This is a genomic window from Pseudomonas sp. ADAK7 (assembly GCF_012935675.1).
In the GTDB taxonomy this organism is placed as follows: domain Bacteria; phylum Pseudomonadota; class Gammaproteobacteria; order Pseudomonadales; family Pseudomonadaceae; genus Aquipseudomonas.
Genome location: NZ_CP052861.1, coordinates 4,222,129 through 4,247,041, shown reverse-complemented (window position 1 = coordinate 4,247,041; position 24,913 = coordinate 4,222,129). Strand labels below are relative to the sequence as shown.

Below are 24,913 nucleotides of genomic sequence, written 5' to 3'. Positions count from 1 at the left end.
CCTGTTCAATTCGATTGTGGGTTGGTTGAGTGGCTGGCGAGGCCGGGAAAAAGCCGGCGCTACCTCAATCAGCAGAGATGCCCTCAGGCAGCCCGAGCCTCGCTCTCATCCATTCCCGGAATCGTCTTCACGATGTAGCAGCGTTGCTGACCGAGGCCGGGCAACCGGACCAGACTCGACGCCTTGCCGTCGCTACTCGGTTCCAATACACCGCGCTGCAGCAGCTCCTTATTCACCGCGTTGATGTTCATGCCCCGGAAGATCTCCGAGCGCCATGCCTCGGGCAGCACGTAATAGGTGTTGGTGGTGTGCAGCGCATCACCCAGGCCGTGCTCCAGCGTCTTGCGAAAGCCGAGACGGTCGATGGTGCGCGGGCCGTGTTCGTCGATCTTTGCGGCCGCCGATTCCCAGCGGGTGAACCGGCTTTCGCCGAAGCGCTCGATGACCTGGCGCAGCCGCGCCAAGATCGCATCACCTTCGAAGTTACCGGCGCCGCCACGCTCGTTCATCCAGGCGTTGAGGCACACGCGAGCGGCGGTGGTGGCGGTTCCATCGGGCCAGCCAGTGATCCCCATCGCGGTGGCCAGCTCACCCGCTGCGGCCGCAAGACCGAAGCGAGCGGCCGCACGGTGTGCCTGCCCGCTGGCCGAGGCCGGTAGCGACTGGGCGATAAAGCCTTCCAGTGTGCGGCGCAGGATGGCGGACCAGCCGTGGCGTTTGCCCGGTTCGCACAGCGCGGCGAGGAACGCAGTGATCGGTGTGCCGTAATACTTCGCTACCCTAGCCTTGAGTGCGTCCGCCAGTGCCGCCGCATCCTCAAAGCCGTTGAGCGAGTCGAACATGCCGAGCCCTTTGCTCGCATCCGCCGGGACTGCGAGCATGCGTACCTCCATGCCCGCTTTCAGTTCCTTGTTGGCTTCGGCCATGTGCTGAGCCAGCGTCTTTTCGCCGGTAGAGAGAAACAGCAAGCGCCACTCCTGCACCTGTCGGCCTGCTTGTCCTCGATCATTGGCGCGAGCCTTGCCGGTGCCGTTGCCGAGCATGTACACCGTTTCGCCAATGATGCGTGGATCGCACATGCCGATTTCATCCAGCACCAGAAGGCCGTCGGAATGCGCGGCGGCGATGGATTCCAGAGCGTTGTCGGTGGAGCGCCACGAACGCACCAGACGGGGCCCGCCGTAGATCGAGGCGGCAACTTGCAGGTGCGTGGTCTTTCCGCCCGAGCTGTCGCCGTACAAGTGAAAGCCGCCCGACTCATGGCCGAGCATGTGCAGCAGTGGACCCGCAAAGGCCACGCCGACGACGAACGTCAATCGATGATTGCCGACGCACAGGGCGCCGATCTGCTCCTGCCACTGCTCAAGCGTGCCTTCTTCACTGATCGGCGGAAGCTGAGAGCCGGCCTCGTAGAAGTGCAGGTGTTCGCTGTGTGCGCCGACCTGCTGCTCGGGCAGCAGAAAGGCGCTGTCGTGCCAACCCAGGCGGGTGACCAGTCGTGCCCGTTGCGCACTGTCAAAGCCGCCGAGGTAACTCTGCAGGTCGTTGCGTGCATTACGTCCCGAGCGACTACCGGCGAGACGCAGGCCCATATCCACCAACGGCCCCAGCACGTCTTTGCCGAAGTCGCCGGTCATGGTGCGCGCCGGGATATTCCAGCGTTTCTTGGCGCCGTCGGGATCGTCGAACTCGACCAGCAGGCCCCAGTTCTGGCCTTTGTCGTCGCGGGTGCGAGCCAGGATTTCCAGAGGCGAACACACCGGGCGCGCTTCGCCGTCTTCGCCGGAATAAAACACACCTTCGGACGTGAGGCGAAAGCCACCGGGCATCAGGTCATTCTTCGGTTTTGCTGGTCGCTTGGACGGTGCTTTTGTTTTAGGTTCCGGCTTGGTCTGGGCCTGCTCAGGCTCTGGCTTTTCGACAACTACACCAAACAGTTCACCGCTGCTTTCCAGCTCGGCGAAGTGCGCCGCCTTCCAGCCTTTGTTGAGTGCATCGGCGGCGTCGTCGCCGTCGTCCCATTGACCACCTTTGGCGAAGGCGGCGCGTTCGTTCTTCAGCGTGGGCTTGCGTTTGAACACCTCCAACGCGATGACTCGAGCCGAGGCGGCGCCGATTTCACGCAGCTTTTCGGCGACGGCTTCCATGCACGCTTTGCCGCTGGCGTCGTTGTCTGGCCACAACAGCACGTCGCGACCTTTGAGTGGTGTCAGGTCGGCTTTGTGCCAGGAGTTGGAGCCGTTCGGCCAGCAGGTGGCCACGTGACCCGGCAACAGTTCGGCGGCGGCGTCGGCAGCTTTCTCGCCTTCGCAGAGAACAACCGGTGCGTCAGCGCGTTGGGCCAGTTCATCCAGGCGCAGCAGTGGTCGAGGATCGGGCAGACCCTGCCAACGCCATTGCGTGGTCTGGCCATCGGCGCGCTGGCACCACGTCAGGGGGGCAAAGACCTTCTTCGGCTTGCCGTCTTCATCGGGGCCGAGGTCGAAGCGGTAGAGCGCCATGAGTGGCTGGCCCTGTGCATCACGATAGATCCACACCTTGGATGGCGCTCCCTGCTGCCGGTGCTTGGCCGGGCACTTGTTCATGGCCTCGGCCGGGATCGGCTGAATGGCTATCCACTCAGGTGCTTTTGTCTTGCCTGGCGCTGGCTTCGACTGGGCGGTGCCGGGCGATACGTTGAGCAGATCCGCGAGTTTGTTACAGGCTTCGACGTCGGTGCCGCCGTCCAGATAGCGCACCAGATCGATCAGGTCGCCGCCTTTGTCGCCAGTGGCGAAGTCGGACCAGGTGCCCTTGCTCAAACTAATTTTGAGCGAACCGGCGCGTTTATCGCTTCGGGTCGGATTCGGGGCGGTGTATTCCTTGCCGCCGTCCACGCGCTTACCATTGGGCAGCCAGTGCGTCAGAACCCGATTAATGTCTTTCAGTGCAGCGGCTTTCACGTCGGCGAAGCTGGGACGTTTCGCGGAGTTACTTGGGCGTTGGCTCATGCGTCAGCCCTCGGCAAAAACAGCGCGTCGTTGATGTCGTCGATCAGGGCTTTGGCCATCTCGCCCAGGCACAGAGCTGGCCAACTGAAGCGCTCGCCGCTGTCGCTCATGGCGGCGTCGAAGGTGAGCTGGTTGGCGTGATGCTGCAGCAGGGAAACCATCTCCAGTGCGTCTTCGACCGGTACTCCGGCATTGACCCGGAACAACTTCAAATCGGTGGCATTCACGCGAGTAAATGTGGCGTTACCAAGGGTGGTGGATGTGGTCATAGCGCACCGCCTTTCTGCGCTGCAGGAATCGAGGTGGTGTCACCGTGCAAGGCGAGGGTTTTGATCAGGCCGAGAGTGCCGCGTACATCCCAAAGGACGGCTGCGATCACATGATTGGCGAGGCGCGATGATTCGCTTTCGAAGTGATCTTCAAGCAGCATTAGCACCGAGTCGGCGCGAGCAATGGCGCAGGTGATAGCGTCGATCGGCACACCGGTTTCTACGGTTGGATTAACGCATAGCAAATCTTCGGGGAGTGAAAAGCTCAGGGCGTTGTTCATTGGGCACCGCCTGCGGTTTCGAGAGCGCGGGCTTTGGCCATGTGGTTGTTGAATCGGGCAAGACGAGTGGCGAGACTGGAGTTGGCGTGTAAAGCGGCGAGAGCCATTGCACGATGTGCAGCGGCGCGATTTTTGAACGGATTGAGGGCGTGTTGCATTTGTGAAGGCTCCTTGTACTGAGGAACCGCCACCGTCTGCCGCCAAGCAGATTAGGGTGACGGATTGCGCAGGATTGGCGGACCGGCGTACAAGGAGACCGGCGCACCCGAGGGTGCTCCTACGCAACCCGCCATAACACGGGAATGCGGGCACAAAAAAAGCGCCTGCAATCGTAATGGGGGCGCTGTTGCGCCTTGTACTGTTTGGACCGCCAAGCCCAATCGCTGAATTTGCAGCGACGGCCAGAGAGTAACGTCCGTTTTTTGAAAGTGCAACTGCGTTGATGACTTGCGGAATTTTCAGGTGCGGCATAAATTGTTCGTGCATGTAGATTTACCTCAACGCCTCCGGATCGCTCCCGGAGGCGTTTTCGTTTCAGGCATGGGCTTCCCAGCGCAGGGACAGGAGGGGCAGGAAGCCACCATTGAGCATGGATCGTGCGTCTTCGTAGGCTTGCGTTTGCTGGCCTTCATCGACGATCACGGCTCCGGTCTTTTCGCAGTGGAGGGAGAGGGCGCACCAGGTGCCGTCGGCCCAGCTGAGTACGCTAACGACGCGGCCCAGCTTGTCCTGTTGGCTGCGATAGCGCTCAAGGCGCTGCATGAGGCGGGGCGAAAAGCCAATTCGGCGCAGCACTGAAAACGGGTGCATCAGAGTGTTGTCGGCGATCTTTCGGCTCATGCTGCCTCCTGCGCGGAGGCAAACAGCGGCGGCGGTGTCTCGCCTTTGAGCCAAGCCAAGATCTTGCTGTCTTCGGCGCAACGTCGGCGGTATTCGACGGCCATCACATCGCGATGCTGTGCGAGGCACTCATCCACGTACTCGGCCAGATCCGAGGTCAAGCGCATGCTTTGGTGAAGGCGCTCGGTTGCGGTCTTTTCCACGGCGAGATCCTCATCCGTGATGCGTTGCCAGACTGCCGGATCGTTCGCATACCCGGCCGATTGATCCACCAGCCAGTAGGTGACCCAGTCGGTCAGACCGCGCGTTTTTAGCGAGGCGAGGCGGCTTTCACTCATGGCGAAATAACCGGTGCCGTAGACGCACGAAAACTCTCTGCGCACCGCGTTTTTGCTGATCAGTTCAGGCAATTCCCAAGGATTGGCTTTCAGTGGGAGAACGAGGCCGTCAGGGCTGAAAAAGAACGCTTCCTGCTCTTCACCGTTCCAGCTCACGCCCGCGATGGTGCGATGACGCCAGTTGATTGCTCCGGCTTGGTAAAGGCGGAATCCGATGCTGTAGGAGTCGAGGAACGGCCCCTTGAAAGGGCAGAAATTGCGCTTCATGCGGCCACCTGGTCGCGGGCTTCAATACGACTTTTGACCCAGCTCTGCACTTCAGAAAAAACCCAGGCAACCGGTGCACCACGTGCGTTGCTGTTGCTCAGTTTGACTGGCAGTGGGAAACCACTTTCGGGGCACTGCATAAGCTTGTAGATCGTTGAGCGCTTGAGTCCCGTAGCGATCTCAAGACGCGGCATTCTGATGAGGGTGGTGGCGGGGTCAAATGGAGTTGCTAAGTCTGGTACGGCGGAAGTGGAGTCGAAGGGGCTGGAAAGATTTGAGAAGGTTGGAGCGGGCAGGTGGGCGAAGTTCTTTGTCATTGGTATTGCTCTCGATTGGTTTGGACTGACGAGAGCAATGGTCTAGATATTGAGCGGCGGTGAGCAGTTCACTTCCATTTGAAATTTCAGGTTTACACCACGAAATTGCGCTTGAGAATCGCCTCCACGCTCTTGCGCGACAGCACCTTTTCGGTTTCAAGGGCGATCCATTCAGGGCGCTGCGCGGGTGGTTTTGCGACCTCCTGCTTAAGCCAGGAATGCACCTTCGATGTGATGTCCCTCCTTGACATGCCGTTCGCCGAGTAGTGGCGGCCTTGATTTGTGATTGCCGCGTCGCGTGCGCTTATGTCTTGAGCCCGCTCTATTCCGCTGATGATGCCGCCTTTCGTGCGAATGGCGTTTTTGATAGCCCGATCAGCGAAGGGGGTCAATTCATCACTGACCAGGCAGGGCAGCGAAATAATCGGCTCCAGATGAAGTGCGAATTGATCGAGTGCTTCAATGCGCTCTTCAGGATCAATCTGCGTCTCCACAAAGTTGCAGTAGAAATCCCACGGCCAGTCGGTCGGATGCTTCGACACATATGACCAGACCTTTTGATCGGCTTCACGCATCCAGTCGCCCAAGATCCCGAGTGCCTTCACGGCGCATGCCATGATGTAGGCCGCGTGCGCCTCTCGCTCCGAAGCGGAGTAACAGTTGCTGTATTGGCGAACCCAATGCGCGAGGCGCGCTCTGTGGTCAGTGGACGCATACTGGAAAATGGTCTCCTCATGTACGGTGGTCTTGATGCACATGTTGCTGAGATCGCTATCTATGCCGCCATTCTGGATGCGCAGACAACACTGATCGATCAAGTAGCACACGTCAGTGAGCTGTTCGCGGCAGAGAGCGTAAAGCGTTTGGTCTGATAGATACCCCCTCAGGCCAGACGTTAGTGCTGAGTGCGCAATGATCTGGTCATGAGTCATTGTTCAGCCTCTCCCGCATCGTGTAACGCTCGATCCCACGCCCTGCGTTTTGCAGGCATGACCAGCGAGAGTCGCGCTTTAGCCGCGAGCGCAGAACGTCGACCTGCAGCAGGTGAGGGCTTGTTCTGGCGTTACACAGTAGGACGGCGTTACACGGAGAGTATTGAATGTCGCACAAACGTGTTACAGGAATAAAAGCCAACGAATTCAGTCGGTTGGCAAGGTGTGTTACACGAGTAACACGCGTTACACCTCTTTTGGAGGAGGGATGGATAAGAACCCTCATATCACCTTTCCAAATTGACCTTGCACCACGTTGCCAGTGGCTAGCTCATCGAGATGATCTGCATACCACTGCATCATGACTTTGCGCTGAGGCAGGTACACCGCCTTGTTGTACACCCCTGCAATTCCCTCTTTTACATGAGAAAGCTGGGCCTCAATGTGGTTCTCGTCAAAGCCCTGTTCATTAAGAATCGTGCTCGCGATATGGCGGAAACCATGGCCAGTTTGCCGGCCCGCGTATCCCAGTCTGCGCAGCGCCATCAGAAAGACGGTATTGCTACGGGGGATGGTTCGATCTTTTCTCCCTGGGAAGAGGAGGGGGTATGCACCTGTCAGCGTGCGTAGCTCCGTTATTGATTCAATGGCCTGGCGAGATAGAGGCACAACATGCTCGCGACGACGCTTCATTCTCTCGGCTGGAATCGTCCATAGCTTTTTGTTGAGGTCGATCTCTGACCAACGTGCCTCTCGAATCTCACTCGGGCGTGCTGCTAATAAGGCGAGCAAACGTAGACCTAGACGGACATCCTTCGCGTGAGGGTAAGAGTTGATAGCACGAAGTAATGCAGGCAACTCTTCTATTGATACGTGTGCATAATTTTCAGCACTGCGTGTCTGTAGAAATTTATTGAGGCCTTCAAGTGGGTTGTGGATCGCTCGGCCCGTCACGCGTGCCAAGTCGTAGATCTCTTTGCAGAAGGCCCGAACCCTGCCCATTTGCTCAATGATCCCTTTCTGCTCCATGCCGCGCAGAAACTCCATCCATTCAAGGGGCAGTATTTCTGTGTAGATGCGTTTGCCGAAAACGGGGAATACGTGAAGCTCCAGGGCTCCAAGGACTCGACGGGACGTGCCGGCTTCCCAGCTTGAGCGCCTAGCCTCAAACCATTCGCGGCCTAATGCTTCGAAAGTGTTGTTGGCAGCCACCCGGTCAGCAATCTTACGAGCCTGCTTACTGACTAAAGGATTTTTACCAGTCGATGCGTCATCCCGCAGTTGCGCCGCCTTCTGCCTGGCTAGCGAACCACTGATTTCGGGGTAACCGCCTAGGCCCAGCCAGGACCATTTCCCGTCTGGTTTTTTGTAGCGCAACTCCCACGACTTCTGCCCATTTGCCTTCACCCGAAAATACAAGCCGTTGCCGTCTTGCTCCCGGTACGTCGCATTCTCCGGCTCCAATCCTGCGAGAGTAGTGTCGGCCAGTGGGCGGCGTTTGATTTCAGAACGCTTCACTGCGTGTATGCCTCCAGTTCAATGAATCTCAAAGCATACACGTGGGCATACACGGCGTGAAGTTATAGGGGTAGACAGGGATGGATAGCCAGAAACAAGAAAGCCCGCACAGGGCGGGCTTCTTGGGGGTTTCGTAGACTGTCTGAGACAGGTCTAGACTGCTATATGGTGCACCAGGCGGGATTCGAACCCACGACCACTGCCTTCGGAGGGCAGTACTCTATCCAGCTGAGCTACTGGTGCAAGCGGGCGCCATGATACTCATAAGCGTTGCGGGCGTCCATGCTGCTGAATAGCCTGTGTTTTTCTAACCTGTAACAGCCGTTTGCTACGTTGATCAGAAAAAATCCGCAAATGCGCCGTTTTCGTTCTTTTTTTCGAACGCCCTATTGTCCTTTCCCGGCATTGATCCTAGGATTCGTTCGAGATTTCAAACGCTCTTGTCTGGGTGCTGAACCGCACGAGTTTCGATCAGTGCGCTATTTATGTGCTTCAGCCCGGTGAATGATTTCCCTGACGGCAGCCTTCGAGGCGCCTTTCTACAATCATAATTCGCTCCGCGCTGGTCGCGGTGCTGTTAAGGAAAGCCGACATGCAGCTTAAAGACACCCAGTTGTTCCGCCAGCAAGCCTTTATCGATGGCGCTTGGGTCGATGCGGACAACGGTCAGACGATCAAGGTCAATAACCCGGCAACGGGCGAAATTCTGGGCACTGTGCCGAAGATGGGCGCTGCCGAAACCCGCCGTGCCATCGAAGCCGCTGATAAAGCGCTGCCGGCCTGGCGTGCACTGACCGCCAAGGACCGTGCGAATAAGCTGCGTCGCTGGTTCGAGCTGATCATCGAGAATCAGGACGACCTCGCTCGCCTGATGACCCTCGAGCAAGGCAAGCCGTTGGCCGAGGCCAAGGGCGAGATCGTTTACGCCGCTTCCTTTATTGAGTGGTTCGCCGAAGAAGCCAAGCGCGTTTACGGTGATGTGATTCCGGGCCACCAGCCAGACAAGCGCTTGATTGTGATCAAGCAGCCTATCGGCGTGACCGCTGCAATTACCCCGTGGAACTTCCCGGCCGCGATGATCACCCGTAAGGCCGGCCCGGCCCTGGCCGCCGGTTGCACCATGGTGCTCAAGCCTGCTTCGCAAACTCCGTTCTCCGCATTCGCTCTGGCTGAACTGGCCCAGCGTGCCGGTATTCCGAACGGTGTGTTCAGCGTGGTTTCCGGCAGCGCCGGCGACATCGGCAGCGAGCTGACCAGCAACCCGATCGTGCGTAAATTGTCGTTCACTGGCTCGACCGAAATCGGTCGTCAGTTGATGGCTGAATGCGCTAAGGACATCAAGAAAGTGTCCCTGGAATTGGGCGGCAACGCGCCGTTCATCGTGTTCGACGACGCGGACCTGGATAAGGCCGTCGAAGGCGCGATTATTTCCAAGTACCGCAACAACGGCCAGACCTGCGTCTGCGCCAACCGTCTGTACATTCAGGATTCGGTCTACGACGCGTTCGCCGAGAAGCTGAAAGTGGCTGTGGCCAAGCTCAAGATCGGCAACGGTCTGGAAGAAGGCACCACCACTGGCCCGCTGATCGATGAAAAAGCCGTGGCCAAGGTTCAAGAGCACATTGCTGACGCGATCAGCAAAGGCGCGACCGTTCTGGCGGGTGGCAAGGTCATGGAAGGCAACTTCTTCGAGCCGACCATTCTGACCAACGTGCCGAAAAACGCTGCCGTGGCCAAGGAAGAAACCTTCGGTCCATTGGCGCCGCTGTTCCGCTTCAAAGACGAAGCCGAAGTGATCGCGATGTCCAACGACACCGAGTTCGGTCTGGCTTCGTACTTCTATGCCCGTGACCTGGGCCGTGTGTTCCGTGTGGCTGAAGCCCTGGAATACGGCATGGTCGGCGTCAACACCGGGTTGATCTCCAACGAAGTCGCGCCGTTCGGCGGCATCAAGGCGTCGGGCCTGGGCCGTGAAGGCTCCAAGTACGGCATCGAAGATTACCTGGAAATCAAATACCTCTGCCTGGGCATCTAAGCTCGGCAAGGCGTTTTGCTTCAAGCGGAAAGGGCACGAGAGCGCTGTCCCTTTCTGCGCTTCAAATGGAATTTTCTCTGTGGCCGGGAAAGCTGTGGCAGTCGATCATCGCATGCTGCCGTAGTTGCCTCCCCGCCGCATTTTCCTTGAACTACGCCGCCCGATGAGCGGTGAATGAGGACTTTATGAGCAAGACTAACGCATCCCTGATGAAACGCCGCGAAGCCGCTGTACCACGCGGTGTTGGCCAGATTCACCCGATCTTCGCCGAGTCCGCGAAGAACGCCACCGTGACTGACGTTGAAGGTCGCGAGTTCATCGACTTCGCCGGCGGTATTGCCGTGCTGAACACCGGTCACCTGCACCCGAAAATCATCGCCGCCGTGACCGCGCAGCTGAACAAGCTGACTCACACTTGCTTCCAGGTACTGGCTTACGAACCGTACGTTGAGCTGTGCGAAAAAATCAACGCCAAGGTGCCAGGTGATTTCGCCAAGAAAACCCTGCTGGTGACCACCGGTTCCGAAGCGGTAGAAAACGCCGTGAAAATCGCCCGTGCCGCCACTGGCCGTGCCGGCGTGATTGCGTTCACCGGCGCTTACCACGGTCGCACCATGATGACCCTGGGCCTGACCGGTAAAGTCGTGCCTTACTCGGCCGGCATGGGCCTGATGCCAGGTGGCATCTTCCGCGCGCTGTACCCGAACGAACTGCACGGTGTGAGCGTCGACGACTCGATCGCCAGCATCGAACGCATCTTCAAGAACGACGCCGAGCCGCGTGACATCGCTGCAATCATCATCGAGCCGGTTCAGGGCGAAGGCGGTTTCTACGTCGCTCCGAAAGAATTCATGAAGCGTCTGCGCGCCCTGTGCGACCAGCACGGCATCCTGCTGATCGCTGACGAAGTGCAGACCGGCGCTGGCCGTACCGGCACTTTCTTCGCTATGGAACAGATGGGCGTTGCTGCCGACCTGACCACCTTCGCCAAATCCATCGCTGGCGGCTTCCCGTTGGCCGGTGTGTGCGGCAAAGCCGAATACATGGACGCCATTGCTCCAGGCGGCCTGGGCGGCACCTACGCCGGTAGCCCGATCGCTTGCGCCGCGGCTCTGGCCGTGATGGAAGTGTTCGAAGAAGAACACCTGCTGGATCGCTGCAAGGCAGTCGGCGAGCGTCTGGTCACTGGCCTGAAGGCTATCCAGGCCAAGTACCCGGTGATCGGCGAAGTCCGTGCTCTGGGCGCGATGATCGCGGTCGAGCTGTTCGTCGACGGCGACAGCCACAAGCCGAACGCTCCAGCAGTCGCCGCCGTTGTGGCCAAGGCGCGCGACAAGGGCCTGATCCTGCTGTCCTGCGGCACCTACGGCAACGTTCTGCGCGTGCTGGTACCGCTGACTTCGCCGGACGAGCAATTGGACAAAGGTCTGGCCATCATCGAAGAGTGTTTCTCGGAGCTCTGATTTACAGTGCTCACATGAATATGTGAGTTGATCGACAAAAAACCCGCTTCGGCGGGTTTTTTCGTGTCCGCGGAACACATCGCGCTGTATCGAAAGGCCGGCATTGACTAAGGTTCATGCATTGCCGTTGGAGTGTACGAATGACCGCTGTGGTGTTACCCGCTGTTCCGCGAGTGCTGATTGCCGAAGCTGACCCTTGGTCCCGCGACCTGCTCAAGCAGGTATTGTTGAATGTGCGCTGCGACGCGCGGCTGGACCTGTGTGCTGATGGCCAGCAGGCCATGGAGCTGCTGTCGGAAGTGCCTTATGACTTGGTGATCGTCGATTGGGAGTTGCCGGGCATCGATGGCATGAACGTCTTGCGCAGTGTGCGCCAGCGCAAACGCAACCCGCCGCTGCCGTTCATTCTGATGAGCAGTCGCAACGACATCGCGAGCGTGCGCGAAGCCTTGCCCCTGGCGCCTACCGCGTACCTGACCAAACCGCTGGACATGGAAGGCCTGACGCTTCGTCTGCAGGATTTGCTGCTGAACGCCGGTGAAGAGGTTTCGTGCGAGGCGCCAACGTTGTCGCCGGGTATGACCTTGTCGGTGTACCTGGAGCGGCGACGTGAGTCGACAGACGGTGCGGCGTTGATGACCGACGTGCAGTTGGCGGTCAAACGCAGCCTTAATCCCAATGGTCTCGACTTGACGTTGCTGGAAGGCGAGATCCGCAATGACCCGCAAATCACTGCCGTCCTGATCGCCGCCGCCAACAGTGCGGCGCAACATCATGGTGCGGGGGTGCAAACCCTGTCCCAGGCGCTGCATCGCTTGGGCACCGCGCAAAGCATGAACCTGATTCTCGGCTTGGCGCTCAAGCGTTGCGCGCGACTTAGCGATCCGCAGTTGGCGGACTATGCCGAGCGGTATTGGGAGCTGTCGCTGCGCACCGCCGAATATGGCCGGACCCTGGCGCGCTTGCTGGACCTGGACCAGGAGCGCTGTTATTGCGCGGGGATGTTGCATCGTCTCGGCGACTTGGCGCTGCTGCGCTGTTTGCAGGAATGGAAGCAGGCCGGCGGCGAGCTGGATGAATGGGAAGAGGTCGGCGACGCATTGGCCGAGTTCGGCGCCGGGTATGGCTCGGCGCTGCGAACGCGCTGGCGCCTGCCGCTGGAGTTGCGAGAGTTGATTGCAGCGGTCTACCAGCTCGGTGGCGGGGTTTACTCCCGCGAAGCGCTGGTGATGAACATGGCCGCGCAACTGGCGCGCCTGACCGAGCATGAGGGCATTGAGGAGTTATCCAAAAGCCGGACGGCGCGGTTGCTGAAGATCGGGTTGCCGGAATTGATGCGCCTACGCAAAAAATAACGCCGCGAGATCGTTCCCACGCTCTGCGTGGGAATGCCGCCCGGGACGCTCCGCGTCCCTTCCAGACTCGTGACGCAGAGCGTCACAGGATGCATTCCCACGCGGAGCGTGGGAACGATCACGAACTCAGGCGGAGATGATGCGGTTCTTGCCCTGGCGCTTGGCCTCGTACATCGCCGCATCGGCGCGGGCGAACAGGCTGTCGAGGCTTTCGTCCTCGCTGGTGAGGCTGGTCAAGCCCTGGCTGACGGTGATGCCGAAGGTCTGGTCGTCATGGCTGAAGCTCAGGCGCTGAATCTCCCGTTGGAGGCGCTCGGCCACTTGCATGGCCATGTCCGGCGCGCAGCCGGGGAACACTGCCGCAAACTCTTCCCCGCCAATTCGCCCGAACAGATCGCCCCGACGTAAAGCCGCGCGACCGCTCTCGGCGATGCGCTGCAGCACGGTGTCGCCGCCCTGGTGGCCGTAGGTGTCGTTGACCACTTTGAAATCATCGATGTCCAGCAGCAGGAAGGCCAGCGGCGCGCCTTGCAGTCGCGCCTGTTCGAACTCGCGATGGGCGCATTCGAAGAAGTGCCGGCGGTTGCTGCTCTGGGTCAGCACGTCGGTGGTCGCCAGGCGTTGCAGCTCGGTTTCCATCTGCTTCTTTTCGGTGATGTCTTCGGCGATGCCGACGATGATCACCGGTTGCCCCGGATCGGCCTGACGGTTGATGAAGCACTTGTCGCTGAGCCAGCGCACCTGGCCGTCAGCGGCGATGATGCGGTATTCGCGGTCTTCAACGGCACCTTTTTCCAGCACTTCGGCCAGGCTGCGCTCGGCGTAGTCCAGGTCGTCGGGGTAGATGCTGTCGCGCCACTGGTTGTAGTCGGCCAGTAGCAGACCGGCGGAACGGCCGAAAATCCGTTCATAGGCGGGGCTGACGTAGAGCACCTGACGGGTTTCCCAGTTGAAGGCCCAAAGCACGGCGTTGACGCTGACCAGCAGCGAGCTGAACAGTTGTTCGCGTTCGCTCAGGCGTGCGACTTCACCTTGGGCGTGCATCAACGCCATCAGGGTTTGCGCGGCTTCTGGCCACTGGGGGAGGGATGAGTCTTGTAGGTTTTTATTGACCATCGGCACAAATCTCAAAGGGCGTGCGCCGCTCGAGTTTCGAAAGCGGCCACTACGTGGTCCCTTTATCGATTATTTCTTGTGCCACAACAGGCGCGTCACGCGTTGGTGGGAAATAATTGATAACAGGTCTCGGCCCGCCTGGATGGCGAAGTGTCTTTGAGATAGGGGATTTGGAGCTTAGTTCCGAAGGGTGCGCCCGCGAATGGGGCGCACCGATCAACGGCGTCAGACTGCGGCAGGGCGCAGGGAGTAGGTTTTCAGCTGGTCGGCGAAGTCGCGCAGGGATTGAATACCGCTGGCTTCGGCTTCGTGTACCCAATCCTTGATGGCGGCAAGCATGTCGTGACCATTTGAGCTGGTCTTGACCCAGATCTGCTGCAAGGCCAGGCGTTTCTCGTAAATTACCTTCAGCGCCTGGCTGTGTTCGAGCATGTTCTGGATGCGGATATGGTGCTTGTCATCCAGCAGGCTGGTTTCCCGCGAGAGTAGACGCTTGGCGCGATGGAACTGGTGACGGACCGAATGATCGACCTTTTCCAGCTCCTGCTTGACCAGCGGCGCGATCACCAGCTTGCGGTACTGGGCCATGATCTGGAAGCGGTTGTTGAGGATGGCCATGGCGGTGTCCATGTCCAGGCTGCCCTTGCCTTCGACCCGGTGGGCGATCGGCGCCACCCGCTGGACCTTGGCCAGACGGAAGAAACTGAAGACCTGGATCCAGGCCCAGCCGAGGTCGAATTCCCACTTCTTCACCGACAGTTTTGCCGAGTTAGGGTAGGTGTGATGGTTGTTATGCAGTTCTTCGCCGCCGATCAGGATGCCCCAGGGCACCAGATTGGTCGCCGCGTCGCGGCATTCGAAGTTGCGGTAGCCGATGGCATGGCCCAGGCCATTGACCACGCCGGCAGCCCAGACCGGGATCCACATCATCTGGATGGCCCAGATGGTGATACCGATGGTGCCGAACAGCAGCAGGTCGATGACGCCCATGATCGCCACGCCCAACAGCGGGAAACGGCTGTAGAGATTGCGTTCGATCCAGTCTTCGGGGCAGTTCTTGCCATAGATGCGCAGGGTTTCCGGGTTTTCCGCTTCTTCGCGGTACAACTCGGCGCCCTTGCGCAAAACCGTGGAAAGGCCCTTGATGACCGGGCTGTGCGGGTCATCGACGGTTTCGCATTTGGCGTGATGCTTGCGGTGGATGGCGGTCCACTCGCGGGTGTTCTGCGCCGTGGTCAACCACAGCCAGAAGCGGAAGAAATGTTTCAGGCCGGCATTGAGCTCCAGGGAGCGATGGGCTGAATAACGATGCAGATAGACCGTGACACCAACAATGGTCACATGGGTCATCAGCAGGGTGACTGCCACCAGTGACCAGGGCGACAAGCCGAGAAAACCTTCGTACCACATAGGCTATAGGGCCCTCGATAAATAAATAAACAGCCGATGCATTATCACTAAGCCCACAGATAAAACCAGTCGCCCTTTCAGATAAGAGTGGCTGGATGTTTCTTTAACCTATAATTCCAACCCATTTGTAGGGACATGGACGGCCGAATGTCAGCCACATACCGCGATGCCTTGCGTGCAGCGCTGCTTTACCTGGTGCTTTCAGTAGCCTGGCTCCAGTTCAGTGGTTATTTATTGAACAGTTTCTTCGATAGCTCACATGAACTGTTGCGATGGCAACTGATCAACGGTTACGCCTGGGTACTGCTCAGCGCCGGATTAATCTTCCTCGCCCGGGCCAGATTGTTCCGCTGCCTGGGGATCGGCGCCAAATTGCGTGAGCGGCATGAAGACCGCGAGCGCTTGCGCCAGGCTGCCGCCGTGTTCGATTGCACCCGCGAAGGGGTGCTGGTGACCGACAGCCAAGGCCTGATCGTGCATGTGAACCGGGCGTTTATGGAAATCACCGGTTATCAGAGTGCAGAAGTCCTGGGCCAGCAGCCGAGCCTGTTCAAGTCCGGTCACCACCCTCCAGCGTTCTATCAGGCGATGTTCGCCATGCTCGACAGCACTGGCGAGTGGAGCGGTGAGATCTGGAACCGCCGCAAAAGCGGCGAGATCTACCCGCAATGGCAGACCATCCGCCTGATTCATGACGATCTGGGCCGGATCAGTCATTACGTGGCAGTGTTTTCCGACATCAGCGCGATCAAGAACTCCGAACACGAACTGATGCACCTGGCCCACCACGACCCGCTGACCGACCTGCCCAATCGCCTACTGTTCAATGACCGCGTCGAGCAGGCGCTGACGTCGGCGCAATTGCACAAGCGTGGCTGCGCCTTGCTGATGATCGATCTCGATCACTTCAAGATGATCAACGACAGCCTCGGGCACAACATCGGCGACCAGATGCTCAAGGCGGTGGCCGAACGTTTCAAAGGCTTGTTCACGCCGGGCATCACCCTGGCGCGCTTGGGCGGCGACGAATTCGCCGTGCTCGCAGAAAACTGTCCGCAACTGGTGCAGGCAGCGGCGCTGGCGCAGCGGATCATCGATGGCCTCAAGGAGCCGTTCGAGATCGATGGGCATCAGTTGTTCATCAACGCCAGCATCGGCATCAGCCTGTTCCCCAGCGACGCCTTGAGCGCCGAGCAATTGCTGCGCAATGCCGACTCGGCGCTGTTCAAGGCCAAGAGCACCGGGCGCGATGGTTACGCGCTGTACACCGAAGAATTGACCGCCCATGCCCAGCAGCGGGTCGAAATCGCCTTCGAACTGCGCCGCGCATTGGAACTGCAGGAACTGCGGGTTTACTACCAGCCGGTTCATGACCTCAAAACCAGTCGCCTGATCGGCGTCGAAGCGCTGGTGCGCTGGGAGCATCCGCAGCGCGGATTGATTTCGCCGGCAGAGTTCATCCCCGTTGCCGAACGCACCGGGTTGATCGCCGAGATCGACGCCTGGGTCATGCAGCAGGCCTGTCAGCAGATGTGCCAATGGCAACAGGCTGGGGTGGTGTTGTCGTTTGTCGCGGTGAATGTGTCTTCGCGCCTGTTTGCCCGCCGCGAGTTGTATCAGCAGGTGGCGCACGTGCTGCACGAAACCGGCCTGGATCCGGCGTACCTGGAACTGGAAGTCACCGAAAGCGCGGTGATGGACGATCCGGAAGTGGCGCTGGAGCAGATGCACCGCTTGCGCGAACTGGGCGTGCGGCTGGCCATCGACGATTTTGGCACCGGCTATTCGTCGTTGCTGCGACTCAAACGCTTGCCGGTGCAGAAACTCAAGATCGACCAGGGTTTTGTCGCCGGATTGCCGTGGGATGAGGATGACGGCGCGATTGTGCGAGTGATCATTGCGTTGGCCAAAAGCATGGGGATGCAGGTGCACGCCGAAGGGATCGAGCAAGCGGAGCAGGCGGGGTTCCTGCTCGAACACGATTGCGATCTGGGGCAAGGTTATTGGTTTGGGCGGCCGGTGCCGGCAGAGCAACTTGATTGGGCGCGGGCGCCAGTGATTGGCTAACCCGATCGTTCCCACGCAGAGCATGGGAATGATCGGGCGTGAAATCCCCCGCAACCCCTTGTCCCAGCAAATAATACTTTCTGGTTATATAAACATTCTTAAATAGTCTTTTTAAGAATATCCGCGCCTATCTACTATTGCCCTCACGCCGCAAGCAGTGTCGCCACTGCCAGGCAACCTCTCAGTCGAAGGAGCAGCACCATGAGCGCATCCCTACGTAGCGTTGACGGCCAGGACGAAGCAACCATTTTGCGTGAGATCCAGAGCGCATTGCGTGATCTGCGTTTCGGCGCGGTGGAGATCACTGTGCACAATGCCCAGGTGGTCCAGATCGAACGCAAAGAGAAATTCCGCTTGCAGAACCCGGCCAACAAGCCGAGCTGAAGCGAAAGATCAAAAGATCGCAGCCTTCGGCAGCTCCTACGGGGGATTGATGCAGGAGCTTTCGAAGGCGGCGATCTTTAAGCAGGCAACCCGGTTTCAACCATAAGAAAAGCCAACACCACCAGAATTCCAGGAGCTTTCACCATGTCGTCGATTCGTCATTTCGCTTTGGCCGCGCTGGCCAGCGCCCTTTTTGCGGGTTCCGCGGTTGCCAAGGATTACGAGCTGCTCAACGTGTCGTATGACCCGACCCGCGAGCTGTATCAGGACTACAACGCCGAATTCATCAACTTCTGGAAGAAAGACCACGCGGGCGACAACGTGAAAATCCAGCAGTCTCACGGTGGTTCGGGCAAACAGGGCCGTGCGGTCATCGATGGTCTGCGCGCCGACGTGGTGACCCTGGCCCTGGCCGGTGACATCGACGAAATCGCCAAACTCGGCAAGACCCTGCCGGCCGACTGGCAGACGCGTCTGCCGGAGGCGAGCACCCCTTACACCTCGACCATCGTGTTCCTGGTGCGCAAGGGCAACCCTAAAGGCATCAAGGACTGGGGCGACCTGGTCAAGAACGACGTGTCGGTCATCACCCCGAACCCGAAAACCTCCGGTGGTGCACGCTGGAACTTCCTCGCGGCCTGGGCTTATGGCCTGAAAGCCAACGGCGGTGACGAGGCCAAGGCCAAAGATTACATCCAGACCCTGTTCAAGCACGTACCTGTGCTGGACACCGGTGCTCGCGGCTCGACCATCACCTTCGTCAACAACGGTCAGGGCGACGTGTTGCTGGCCTGGGAAAACGAAGCGTTCCTGGCATTGAAAGAAGACGGCGGCGCGGACAAGTTCGAGATCGTCGTGCCTTCGCTGTCGATCCTCGCCGAGCCGCCAGTGGCCGTGGTCGACAAGAACGCCGAGAAGAAGGGCAACGAACAGATCGCCGAAGCCTATCTCAAGCACCTGTACAGCCCGGCCGGTCAGGAAATCGCCGCGAAAAACTTCTACCGTCCACGTGACAAAGACGTAGCGGCCAAATACGCCAAGCAGTTCCCGAAACTGGACCTTGTGACCATCGACAAAGACTTCGGCGGCTGGAAAACTGCCCAACCGAAATTCTTCAATGACGGTGGCGTGTTCGACCAGATTTACCAGGCGCAGTAACTTGCAGCAGCCATAAAACGAGCCCCGATTTAACCGTCGGGGCTTTGCGCGTTCTCAACCAAGGACTTTTATGTCGCGTCGTATCTCCCCCGTCATACCCGGCTTCGGGCTGACGCTGGGCTACACCTTGGTGTACCTCAGCCTGATTGTGCTTATTCCACTGGCGGCGATGTTCATCCATGCCTCCCAACTCACCTGGGATCAGTTCTACGCCATCGTCACCGCGCCGCGAGTGCTGGCGGCGTTGAAGCTGAGCTTCGGCACGGCGCTGTATGCCGCGATCATCAACGGCATCATCGGCACGTTGCTGGCCTGGGTGTTGGTGCGCTACACCTTCCCGGGGCGCAAGATCATCGACGCGATGATCGACCTGCCGTTCGCCCTGCCCACCGCTGTCGCCGGTATCGCGCTGACCGCGCTGTACACGCCGACCGGCCTGGTCGGGCAGTTCGCCGCGGACATGGGTTTCAAGATCGCCTACACCCCGCTCGGCATCACCCTGGCACTGACCTTCGTCACGCTGCCGTTCGTGGTGCGCACGGTGCAGCCGGTTCTGGCCGACATCCCCCGTGAAGTCGAAGAAGCGGCGGCGTGCCTCGGCGCCAAACCGTTGCAGGTGTTCCGCCATATCCTCGTACCGGCGCTGCTGCCAGCCTGGCTGACCGGGTTTGCCCTGGCGTTTGCCCGGGGCGTCGGCGAGTACGGTTCGGTGATTTTCATCGCCGGCAACATGCCGATGAAAACCGAGATCCTGCCGCTGCTGATCATGGTCAAGCTCGACCAATACGATTACACCGGTGCTACCTCCATTGGCGTGTTGATGCTGGTGGTTTCCTTCGTCCTGTTGCTGCTGATCAACTTGCTGCAGCGGCGCATCGAAACCCCATAAGGAGGCGCGAACCATGTCCCAATCGTCTATTGCGGCCGCCTCTTCGGCCAACGCTGCCCGCCGTGGCAGCGCTACTTCACGGCGCATCCTGATCGGCTTGTGCTGGCTGGTCTTCACCCTGTTTTTATTGCTGCCGCTGTTTATCGTGGTCTCCCAGGGCCTGAAAAACGGCTTGGGCGCGTTCTTCACCGCGATCTTTGAACCGGACGCCTTGTCGGCGCTGAAACTCACGGTCATCGCCGTGCTGATTTCGGTGCCGCTGAACGTGGTGTTTGGCGTCAGCGCGGCGTGGTGCGTGAGCAAGTACTCGTTCCGTGGCAAGAGCATGCTGGTGACGCTGATCGACTTGCCGTTCTCGGTGTCGCCGGTGATTGCCGGTCTGGTCTACGTGCTGATGTTCGGCGCCCAGGGCCTGTTTGGGCCGTGGCTGCAGGATCACGACATCCAGATCGTCTTCGCCTTGCCGGGCATCGTGCTGGCGACGATTTTCGTCACCGTGCCGTTCGTGGCCCGTGAGCTGATCCCGCTGATGCAGGAACAAGGCACCCAGGAAGAAGAGGCCGCGCGCCTGCTGGGCGCCAATGGCTGGCAGATGTTCTGGCACGTCACCGTTCCCAATATCAAATGGGGCCTGATCTACGGCGTGGTGCTGTGTACCGCGCGGGCGATGGGTGAGTTCGGTGCGGTGTCGGTGGTTTCCGGGCACATTCGCGGGGTGACCAACACCTTGCCGCTGCACGTCGAGATCCTCTACAACGAATACAACCACGTGGCCGCGTTCGCTGTGGCGAGCCTGTTGCTGATCATGGCGCTCTTCATCCTGCTGCTGAAGCAGTGGAGCGAAAACCGTATTAACCGCCTGCGCGCCAGCGCCGCGGAGGAATAATTCATGTCGATCGAAGTGCGTAACGTCAGCAAGAATTTCAACGCGTTCAAGGCCCTGAACGACATCAGCCTGGACATCCAGAGCGGCGAACTCGTGGCGCTGCTCGGCCCGTCCGGCTGCGGCAAGACCACGCTGCTGCGGATCATCGCCGGCCTGGAAACCCCGGATAAAGGCAGCATCGTGTTCCACGGCGAAGACGTGTCCGGCCACGATGTGCGTGATCGCAACGTCGGTTTCGTGTTCCAGCACTACGCCTTGTTCCGCCACATGACGGTGTTCGACAACGTCGCGTTCGGCCTGCGCATGAAGCCGAAAAACCAGCGCCCGAGCGAAAGCCAGATCGCGGTCAAAGTCCACGAATTGCTGAATATGGTGCAACTGGATTGGCTGTCGGATCGCTACCCGGAGCAACTGTCCGGTGGGCAGCGCCAGCGGATTGCCCTGGCCCGCGCCTTGGCAGTGGAGCCGAAAGTATTGCTGCTCGACGAACCGTTCGGCGCACTGGATGCCAAGGTTCGCAAAGAACTGCGTCGCTGGCTGGCGCGGTTGCACGAAGACATCAACCTGACCTCCGTGTTCGTGACCCACGACCAGGAAGAGGCGATGGAAGTCGCAGATCGCATCGTGGTGATGAACAAGGGTGTGATCGAGCAGATCGGTTCACCGGGCGACGTCTACGAAAACCCGGCCAGCGATTTCGTTTATCACTTCCTCGGCGATTCGAACCGTCTGCACTTGGGGGACGACAAGCACGTGCTGTTCCGCCCCCACGAAGTGTCGCTGTCGCGGCATGAGCTGGAGGACCACCACGCGGCTGAAGTGCGGGATATCCGACCGTTGGGCGCTACCACGCGGGTGACGTTGAAGGTGGAAGGGCAAAGCGAATTGATCGAGGCGGAAGTGGTGAAGGATCACGACAGTCTGGTCGGGTTGGCCAAGGGTGAGACGTTGTTCTTCAAGCCCAAGGTCTGGCAGAAAGTCGCCAATATCTAAGATCAAAAGCTTCGCGGGCAAGCCTCGCTCCTACAGGACAACGTTGTCATCACGACCGACGAAAATCCTGCAGGAGCGAGGCTTGCCCGCGAATGCGATCTACACCGCTGCGTTTTTCTGACGCAAACGCACACCGCCCACCCGCGCCTCGATCTGCTCCTTGAGGTCATGCCGCAACCCCAACAAAAACGCCAACTCCGCCACCACAAACAACGGCCCGACAATCAACCCCGTCACATCATCGACAAACGCCGGTTTGCGTCCTTCGTAATGATGGCCGACAAACTGAATCGCCCAGCCAATCACAAACATCGCCACGCCACTGCTCAGCCAGATCATGGTGCTTTGCTGCGCGAGCATTTGCCCTGCCCAAATGCACAAGCCCAGCAACACCGTCATCAACACCCCGAGGCGCAGCTCCAGGCGCAGATAAAACCACGCCGACGCCAGCGCCAGCAGCACCGCCGGTGAAACCCAGCCTCCCGCCCATTGCGGCCGCGACAGCAAAACCGCCACCGCCACCACAATCAGTGGAATACCGATAAAGTGGCTGACGATATTGCGCGGGTCACGGTGATACGCGGCGTATTGACTGAGATGGTCAACGAGGCTTTTCATTGTTATTCCTCCTGTAGGGTGATGGATCATGCCCCGGGTTCAGCGTTCGCTCTGTCAGCCAGGCGACAATTTCCAGGAGTCTTCATGGACATGCAGGTTTGGCGTTCGCGCCTGATGAGCGGGCAGTGGTTCAGCCATTTACCTGTTCTCTTACAGGATAGTCTGCTGACCGTAGCTCGGTTGCGGCGGTTGACGCCGGGGCAGCGCCTGTTCAAACGCGGTGACCCGCCGTGCGGGCTGTACGCGGTGCTTGAGGGTTCGGTGCGCATCGGCGCGGTGAATGAGCAGGGCAAGGAGGCGCTGCTGAGCCTGGTCGAGGCACCGCACTGGTTCGGCGAAATCTGCCTGTTCGATGGCCAGCCACGCACCCACGATGCGTTCGGCGCAGGCCAATGCACCCTGCTGCACATCCCGCAAACCGCGCTGCTCAAGTTGCTCGACGAACAACCGCTGTACTGGCGACAACTGGCGCTGCTGATGAGCCACAAACTGCGCCTGACTTTCATCAACCTCGAACAACTGAGCCTGATGCCCGCCCCGGCGCGCTTGGCCCATCGTCTGCTGATGATCGCCGAAGGCTACGGCGAAATCGACCCGCCGCGCCGGGTACTGCAACTGCCCCAGGAACAACTGGCGTCGATGCTGTCGCTGTCGCGCCAGACCACCAACCAGATGCTCAAGGAATTGCAGGGGCAGGGGATTATCGGTCTGGGCTATGGCGAAATCGAAATCCTCGATGCCGAGCGGTTGCGGGCATTGGCCACAATCTAAAGCCATTGAAGTTAGTGATGGGCAACCGGCCCGAACGCGCCTAGCCTGTACCCCTGAATAATCGAGGTGTGCCATGCGTGTCCTGTTAGTGGAAGACGAACCTGAAGTCGCCAAGGTCCTGGCCAACGGCCTGAATGAAGCGAGCTATTCGGTGGATGTGGCGCTCAACGGCATGGACGGCCGGCGCTTCATCGAATCCGGCGAGTACGACCTGATCATCCTCGACGTCATGCTGCCGGGGCTCAACGGCTGGCAGCTACAGCAACAAATTCGCAAACTCGGCGAAACGCCGGTGCTGTTCCTTACCACCAAGGACGGCATCGAAGATCGCTTGCGCGGGTTGGAATTGCATGAGGATGACTACTTGCTCAAGCCGTTCGCCGTGAGTGAGCTGGTGGCGCGGGTGCGCAAGTTGTTGCGGCGGGATCGGGGGCGGTGATTTCTAGAGTCTGGTCAAAAAATGAGCTGGACTTCACGCCAAAGCTGCACTAAATACAATGCACATCCACACTTCGTGGAAATTTGCACTGTATGTGATGCAGGTATAGCGATTGGAAAACCTTGGTAAATTGATCCGAACATTGCGCAAAGAGAGAAAACTCTCTCAACAGGCGCTAGCGCTACAGTACGGCATGAGTCGCTCCACCATTTCGGGTATCGAGAACAACACTATTTCCGAAGTTGGTATCCGCAAGGTTCAAGCCATTCTCAGTGGCTTCGGATATGAACTCACGGGCGTGCCTCGACAATTGACGCGTCCGACTCTGGATACCCTGAAAACTATGAGCTTCCACGACTGATCTGGGGAAATCATGCGCCGCGTGAGTCTGGTCAAAAGCTGGGAAGATTTGGTGGACTGAAGATCGCCTTCGCGGGCAAGCCTCGCTCCTACAGGTCAACGCTATCTTCACGACTGGCGCATGACCTGTAGGAGCGAGGCTCGCCCGCGAAGAGGCCAGGCCAGGCAACCCACCTCCCAGGTCAGTCAGCGCAACCCATCCCGAAACTGCCCCGGCGTCATCCCCGTCCAGCGCTTGAACGCGCGGCTGAAGCTGCTCGTATCCGCAAACCCCAGCAGATAACTGATCTCACTCAACGAACACTGCGGATCACGCAGGTGCAATAGCGCCAAATTCTCGCGGCTTTCGTTGAGCAGCGTATCGAAGCGGCAACCCTCGTCCGCCAGATGCCGTTGCAGGCTGCGCAGGCTCAGGTGCAGGGTCTTGGCAATGTGTTCGGCGCTGGGTTCGCCTTCGGGCAGTTGCTCTTCAATCGCGTCGCGCACCTTGCGTTCCCAGGTCAGCGGTTTGAGCTGGGCCAGGGTGCGTTTGAGCACGGTTTCGTTATGTTCGGCCAGTTCCGGGTTGGCGTCGTCCAGGTGGCTTTCGAAGTCGACCAGGGCGAATTCCAGTCGATCCTCGGCGGCGGCGAAGTACACCGGCGAGCGGAAGACCTTGTGCCATTGGTGCGGGTCCGCCGGTTCGGGGCGACGCAGGTACACCGCCAGCGGTGCGTAGTCGCGGCCCAGGCGATTGCGGCAGGTGCGTACGTAGATCGCGGCAAAGGCATCGATGGCTTCGAAGGCCGGGGCCGGGTTGCCGGGCGGGACTTTCAGGCGAAAACGGTAGCGGTCGTCGCTGCGGGTCAGTTCCAATTCCAGGGCATCGCTGACCACCTGGTGATAACGCACGATGCGCTCGAACACCTCCCGCAGACTGCCGCTGGCCACCAGCGCATAACCGAGCGCATGGAAGGTGGTCGGGCTGACAAAGCGCGAAACGCGCAAACCAATTGCCGGGTCGCCGCTGACTTGTACGGCGATTTCCCACAGGCGCGTGGTGTTGGACAACGGATAACGGGCGTTAGGGTCGTCCATCAACTGCGGATCAAGCCCCGCCTGTTGGCACAGGGCGGTGCTGTCGAGGCCCAACGCATCGAGTTGCTTGCGCAGGGCGCGGGTCCAGCTGGCGAGGGAGGTCGGTTCAGTCATGCTGATTGGCGCTTCCGGTCAACAGG

Annotated in this window: 25 protein-coding genes and 1 tRNA gene; 12 read left to right on the top strand and 14 right to left on the bottom strand. The window is 59.5% G+C overall.

Annotated features, from left to right (window positions below):
• Positions 1 to 83: 83 nt before the first annotated feature.
• The 10 genes from HKK53_RS19525 to HKK53_RS19480 form a co-directional block, all read right to left on the bottom strand.
• Positions 84 to 2,990: a DUF927 domain-containing protein gene (locus HKK53_RS19525; RefSeq protein ID WP_169372177.1), complete on the bottom strand. Its 2,907-nt coding sequence runs from the start codon at positions 2,988 to 2,990 to the stop codon at positions 84 to 86.
• Positions 2,987 to 3,259: a DUF3077 domain-containing protein gene (locus tag HKK53_RS19520; RefSeq protein ID WP_169372176.1), complete on the bottom strand. Its 273-nt coding sequence runs from the start codon at positions 3,257 to 3,259 to the stop codon at positions 2,987 to 2,989. The genes HKK53_RS19525 and HKK53_RS19520 overlap by 4 nt, the downstream gene beginning before the upstream one ends.
• On the bottom strand, positions 3,256 to 3,540 hold the full coding sequence (locus tag HKK53_RS19515; RefSeq protein WP_123509313.1) for a hypothetical protein: 285 nt from the start codon (positions 3,538 to 3,540) through the stop codon (positions 3,256 to 3,258). Before HKK53_RS19515 ends, HKK53_RS19520 begins: the two co-directional genes overlap by 4 nt.
• The gene (locus HKK53_RS19510) at positions 3,537 to 3,698 is read right to left on the bottom strand and encodes a hypothetical protein (protein WP_169372175.1); all 162 of its coding nucleotides are present in this window, start codon (positions 3,696 to 3,698) and stop codon (positions 3,537 to 3,539) included. The genes HKK53_RS19515 and HKK53_RS19510 overlap by 4 nt, the downstream gene beginning before the upstream one ends.
• A 376-nt stretch (positions 3,699 to 4,074) precedes the next feature.
• On the bottom strand, positions 4,075 to 4,380 hold the full coding sequence (locus tag HKK53_RS19505; RefSeq protein WP_169372174.1) for a hypothetical protein: 306 nt from the start codon (positions 4,378 to 4,380) through the stop codon (positions 4,075 to 4,077).
• Positions 4,377 to 4,985, bottom strand: coding sequence for a hypothetical protein (locus HKK53_RS19500; RefSeq protein ID WP_169372173.1), 609 nt, complete (start codon positions 4,983 to 4,985; stop codon positions 4,377 to 4,379). The genes HKK53_RS19505 and HKK53_RS19500 overlap by 4 nt, the downstream gene beginning before the upstream one ends.
• A complete protein-coding gene (locus tag HKK53_RS19495; protein WP_169372172.1) occupies positions 4,982 to 5,302 on the bottom strand; it encodes a helix-turn-helix transcriptional regulator in 321 nt (106 codons plus the stop codon). Before HKK53_RS19495 ends, HKK53_RS19500 begins: the two co-directional genes overlap by 4 nt.
• Before the next feature lie 92 nt (positions 5,303 to 5,394).
• Positions 5,395 to 6,234 carry a hypothetical protein gene (locus HKK53_RS32665; RefSeq protein WP_237150579.1) on the bottom strand — a complete coding sequence of 280 codons (840 nt, stop codon included), beginning with the start codon at positions 6,232 to 6,234 and terminating at the stop codon, positions 5,395 to 5,397.
• A gap of 282 nt (positions 6,235 to 6,516) precedes the next feature.
• Complete coding sequence (locus tag HKK53_RS19485) at positions 6,517 to 7,752, bottom strand: tyrosine-type recombinase/integrase (protein WP_169372171.1); 1,236 nt, start codon at positions 7,750 to 7,752, stop codon at positions 6,517 to 6,519.
• Positions 7,753 to 7,918: 166 nt separating this feature from the next.
• Positions 7,919 to 7,995, bottom strand: a tRNA-Arg gene (locus HKK53_RS19480).
• A gap of 349 nt (positions 7,996 to 8,344) precedes the next feature.
• Between HKK53_RS19480 and gabD the strand changes: the two genes are divergently transcribed.
• From gabD to HKK53_RS19465, 3 genes are all read left to right on the top strand, one after another.
• Positions 8,345 to 9,787: an NADP-dependent succinate-semialdehyde dehydrogenase gene (gabD, locus tag HKK53_RS19475; protein WP_054050229.1), complete on the top strand. Its 1,443-nt coding sequence runs from the start codon at positions 8,345 to 8,347 to the stop codon at positions 9,785 to 9,787.
• A 185-nt stretch (positions 9,788 to 9,972) separates the two neighbouring features.
• The gene (gabT, locus tag HKK53_RS19470; RefSeq protein WP_123515981.1) at positions 9,973 to 11,250 is read left to right on the top strand and encodes a 4-aminobutyrate--2-oxoglutarate transaminase; all 1,278 of its coding nucleotides are present in this window, start codon (positions 9,973 to 9,975) and stop codon (positions 11,248 to 11,250) included.
• A gap of 140 nt (positions 11,251 to 11,390) precedes the next feature.
• Complete coding sequence (locus tag HKK53_RS19465) at positions 11,391 to 12,605, top strand: response regulator (RefSeq protein WP_169372170.1); 1,215 nt, start codon at positions 11,391 to 11,393, stop codon at positions 12,603 to 12,605.
• A gap of 126 nt (positions 12,606 to 12,731) precedes the next feature.
• Here the strand turns inward: HKK53_RS19465 and HKK53_RS19460 are convergent, their stop codons facing one another.
• Positions 12,732 to 13,721: a GGDEF domain-containing protein gene (locus tag HKK53_RS19460; protein ID WP_169372169.1), complete on the bottom strand. Its 990-nt coding sequence runs from the start codon at positions 13,719 to 13,721 to the stop codon at positions 12,732 to 12,734.
• Between the two features lie 225 nt (positions 13,722 to 13,946).
• On the bottom strand, positions 13,947 to 15,131 hold the full coding sequence (gene desA / locus HKK53_RS19455) for a delta-9 fatty acid desaturase DesA (protein ID WP_123515975.1): 1,185 nt from the start codon (positions 15,129 to 15,131) through the stop codon (positions 13,947 to 13,949).
• Positions 15,132 to 15,278: 147 nt separating this feature from the next.
• Between desA and dibA the strand changes: the two genes are divergently transcribed.
• The 6 genes from dibA to HKK53_RS19425 all read left to right on the top strand — a co-directional run bounded on the left by dibA (position 15,279) and on the right by HKK53_RS19425 (position 21,508).
• Complete coding sequence (gene dibA, locus HKK53_RS19450; RefSeq protein ID WP_169372168.1) at positions 15,279 to 17,198, top strand: phosphodiesterase DibA; 1,920 nt, start codon at positions 15,279 to 15,281, stop codon at positions 17,196 to 17,198.
• 201 nt (positions 17,199 to 17,399) lie between these two features.
• The gene (gene oscA / locus HKK53_RS19445; protein ID WP_059404116.1) at positions 17,400 to 17,582 is read left to right on the top strand and encodes a sulfur starvation response protein OscA; all 183 of its coding nucleotides are present in this window, start codon (positions 17,400 to 17,402) and stop codon (positions 17,580 to 17,582) included.
• Between the two features lie 144 nt (positions 17,583 to 17,726).
• Positions 17,727 to 18,740, top strand: coding sequence for a sulfate ABC transporter substrate-binding protein (locus tag HKK53_RS19440; protein WP_169372167.1), 1,014 nt, complete (start codon positions 17,727 to 17,729; stop codon positions 18,738 to 18,740).
• A gap of 70 nt (positions 18,741 to 18,810) precedes the next feature.
• Positions 18,811 to 19,629: a sulfate ABC transporter permease subunit CysT gene (gene cysT, locus HKK53_RS19435; RefSeq protein WP_169372166.1), complete on the top strand. Its 819-nt coding sequence runs from the start codon at positions 18,811 to 18,813 to the stop codon at positions 19,627 to 19,629.
• 13 nt (positions 19,630 to 19,642) lie between these two features.
• On the top strand, positions 19,643 to 20,515 hold the full coding sequence (gene cysW / locus HKK53_RS19430) for a sulfate ABC transporter permease subunit CysW (protein ID WP_054050211.1): 873 nt from the start codon (positions 19,643 to 19,645) through the stop codon (positions 20,513 to 20,515).
• 3 nt (positions 20,516 to 20,518) lie between these two features.
• On the top strand, positions 20,519 to 21,508 hold the full coding sequence (locus HKK53_RS19425) for a sulfate/molybdate ABC transporter ATP-binding protein (protein WP_123402745.1): 990 nt from the start codon (positions 20,519 to 20,521) through the stop codon (positions 21,506 to 21,508).
• A 99-nt stretch (positions 21,509 to 21,607) separates the two neighbouring features.
• Here HKK53_RS19425 and HKK53_RS19420 read toward each other — a convergent pair whose 3' ends face one another.
• Positions 21,608 to 22,126, bottom strand: coding sequence for an Mpo1 family 2-hydroxy fatty acid dioxygenase (locus tag HKK53_RS19420; RefSeq protein WP_169372165.1), 519 nt, complete (start codon positions 22,124 to 22,126; stop codon positions 21,608 to 21,610).
• 84 nt (positions 22,127 to 22,210) lie between these two features.
• Here HKK53_RS19420 and HKK53_RS19415 point away from each other — a divergent pair, with 84 nt between their 5' ends.
• The 3 genes from HKK53_RS19415 (at position 22,211) to HKK53_RS19405 (ending at position 23,697) form a co-directional block, all read left to right on the top strand.
• On the top strand, positions 22,211 to 22,897 hold the full coding sequence (locus tag HKK53_RS19415; protein WP_169372164.1) for a Crp/Fnr family transcriptional regulator: 687 nt from the start codon (positions 22,211 to 22,213) through the stop codon (positions 22,895 to 22,897).
• Positions 22,898 to 22,970: 73 nt separating this feature from the next.
• The gene (locus HKK53_RS19410) at positions 22,971 to 23,336 is read left to right on the top strand and encodes a response regulator (protein ID WP_169372163.1); all 366 of its coding nucleotides are present in this window, start codon (positions 22,971 to 22,973) and stop codon (positions 23,334 to 23,336) included.
• 112 nt (positions 23,337 to 23,448) lie between these two features.
• Positions 23,449 to 23,697: a helix-turn-helix domain-containing protein gene (locus HKK53_RS19405; RefSeq protein ID WP_169372162.1), complete on the top strand. Its 249-nt coding sequence runs from the start codon at positions 23,449 to 23,451 to the stop codon at positions 23,695 to 23,697.
• A 185-nt stretch (positions 23,698 to 23,882) separates the two neighbouring features.
• Here HKK53_RS19405 and HKK53_RS19400 read toward each other — a convergent pair whose 3' ends face one another.
• Positions 23,883 to 24,887, bottom strand: a complete 1,005-nt coding sequence (locus HKK53_RS19400; protein WP_169372161.1) for an AraC family transcriptional regulator — start codon at positions 24,885 to 24,887, stop codon at positions 23,883 to 23,885.
• Between the last annotated feature and the right edge of the window lie 26 nt (positions 24,888 to 24,913).

Excerpts from the sequence above, each read along its gene's own strand:
- HKK53_RS19525 (WP_169372177.1), bottom strand. The coding sequence starts at position 2,990 with ATGAGCCAACGCCCAAGTAACTCCGCGAAACGTCCCAGCTTCGCCGAC.
- HKK53_RS19520 (WP_169372176.1), bottom strand. The coding sequence starts at position 3,259 with ATGACCACATCCACCACCCTTGGTAACGCCACATTTACTCGCGTGAAT.
- HKK53_RS19515 (WP_123509313.1), bottom strand. The coding sequence starts at position 3,540 with ATGAACAACGCCCTGAGCTTTTCACTCCCCGAAGATTTGCTATGCGTT.
- HKK53_RS19510 (WP_169372175.1), bottom strand. The coding sequence starts at position 3,698 with ATGCAACACGCCCTCAATCCGTTCAAAAATCGCGCCGCTGCACATCGT.
- HKK53_RS19505 (WP_169372174.1), bottom strand. The coding sequence starts at position 4,380 with ATGAGCCGAAAGATCGCCGACAACACTCTGATGCACCCGTTTTCAGTG.
- HKK53_RS19500 (WP_169372173.1), bottom strand. The coding sequence starts at position 4,985 with ATGAAGCGCAATTTCTGCCCTTTCAAGGGGCCGTTCCTCGACTCCTAC.
- HKK53_RS19495 (WP_169372172.1), bottom strand. The coding sequence starts at position 5,302 with ATGACAAAGAACTTCGCCCACCTGCCCGCTCCAACCTTCTCAAATCTT.
- HKK53_RS32665 (WP_237150579.1), bottom strand. The coding sequence starts at position 6,234 with ATGACTCATGACCAGATCATTGCGCACTCAGCACTAACGTCTGGCCTG.
- gabD (WP_054050229.1), top strand. The coding sequence starts at position 8,345 with ATGCAGCTTAAAGACACCCAGTTGTTCCGCCAGCAAGCCTTTATCGAT.
- gabT (WP_123515981.1), top strand. The coding sequence starts at position 9,973 with ATGAGCAAGACTAACGCATCCCTGATGAAACGCCGCGAAGCCGCTGTA.
- HKK53_RS19465 (WP_169372170.1), top strand. The coding sequence starts at position 11,391 with ATGACCGCTGTGGTGTTACCCGCTGTTCCGCGAGTGCTGATTGCCGAA.
- HKK53_RS19460 (WP_169372169.1), bottom strand. The coding sequence starts at position 13,721 with ATGGTCAATAAAAACCTACAAGACTCATCCCTCCCCCAGTGGCCAGAA.
- desA (WP_123515975.1), bottom strand. The coding sequence starts at position 15,131 with ATGTGGTACGAAGGTTTTCTCGGCTTGTCGCCCTGGTCACTGGTGGCA.
- dibA (WP_169372168.1), top strand. The coding sequence starts at position 15,279 with ATGTCAGCCACATACCGCGATGCCTTGCGTGCAGCGCTGCTTTACCTG.
- oscA (WP_059404116.1), top strand. The coding sequence starts at position 17,400 with ATGAGCGCATCCCTACGTAGCGTTGACGGCCAGGACGAAGCAACCATT.
- HKK53_RS19440 (WP_169372167.1), top strand. The coding sequence starts at position 17,727 with ATGTCGTCGATTCGTCATTTCGCTTTGGCCGCGCTGGCCAGCGCCCTT.
- cysT (WP_169372166.1), top strand. The coding sequence starts at position 18,811 with ATGTCGCGTCGTATCTCCCCCGTCATACCCGGCTTCGGGCTGACGCTG.
- cysW (WP_054050211.1), top strand. The coding sequence starts at position 19,643 with ATGTCCCAATCGTCTATTGCGGCCGCCTCTTCGGCCAACGCTGCCCGC.
- HKK53_RS19425 (WP_123402745.1), top strand. The coding sequence starts at position 20,519 with ATGTCGATCGAAGTGCGTAACGTCAGCAAGAATTTCAACGCGTTCAAG.
- HKK53_RS19420 (WP_169372165.1), bottom strand. The coding sequence starts at position 22,126 with ATGAAAAGCCTCGTTGACCATCTCAGTCAATACGCCGCGTATCACCGT.
- HKK53_RS19415 (WP_169372164.1), top strand. The coding sequence starts at position 22,211 with ATGGACATGCAGGTTTGGCGTTCGCGCCTGATGAGCGGGCAGTGGTTC.
- HKK53_RS19410 (WP_169372163.1), top strand. The coding sequence starts at position 22,971 with ATGCGTGTCCTGTTAGTGGAAGACGAACCTGAAGTCGCCAAGGTCCTG.
- HKK53_RS19400 (WP_169372161.1), bottom strand. The coding sequence starts at position 24,887 with ATGACTGAACCGACCTCCCTCGCCAGCTGGACCCGCGCCCTGCGCAAG.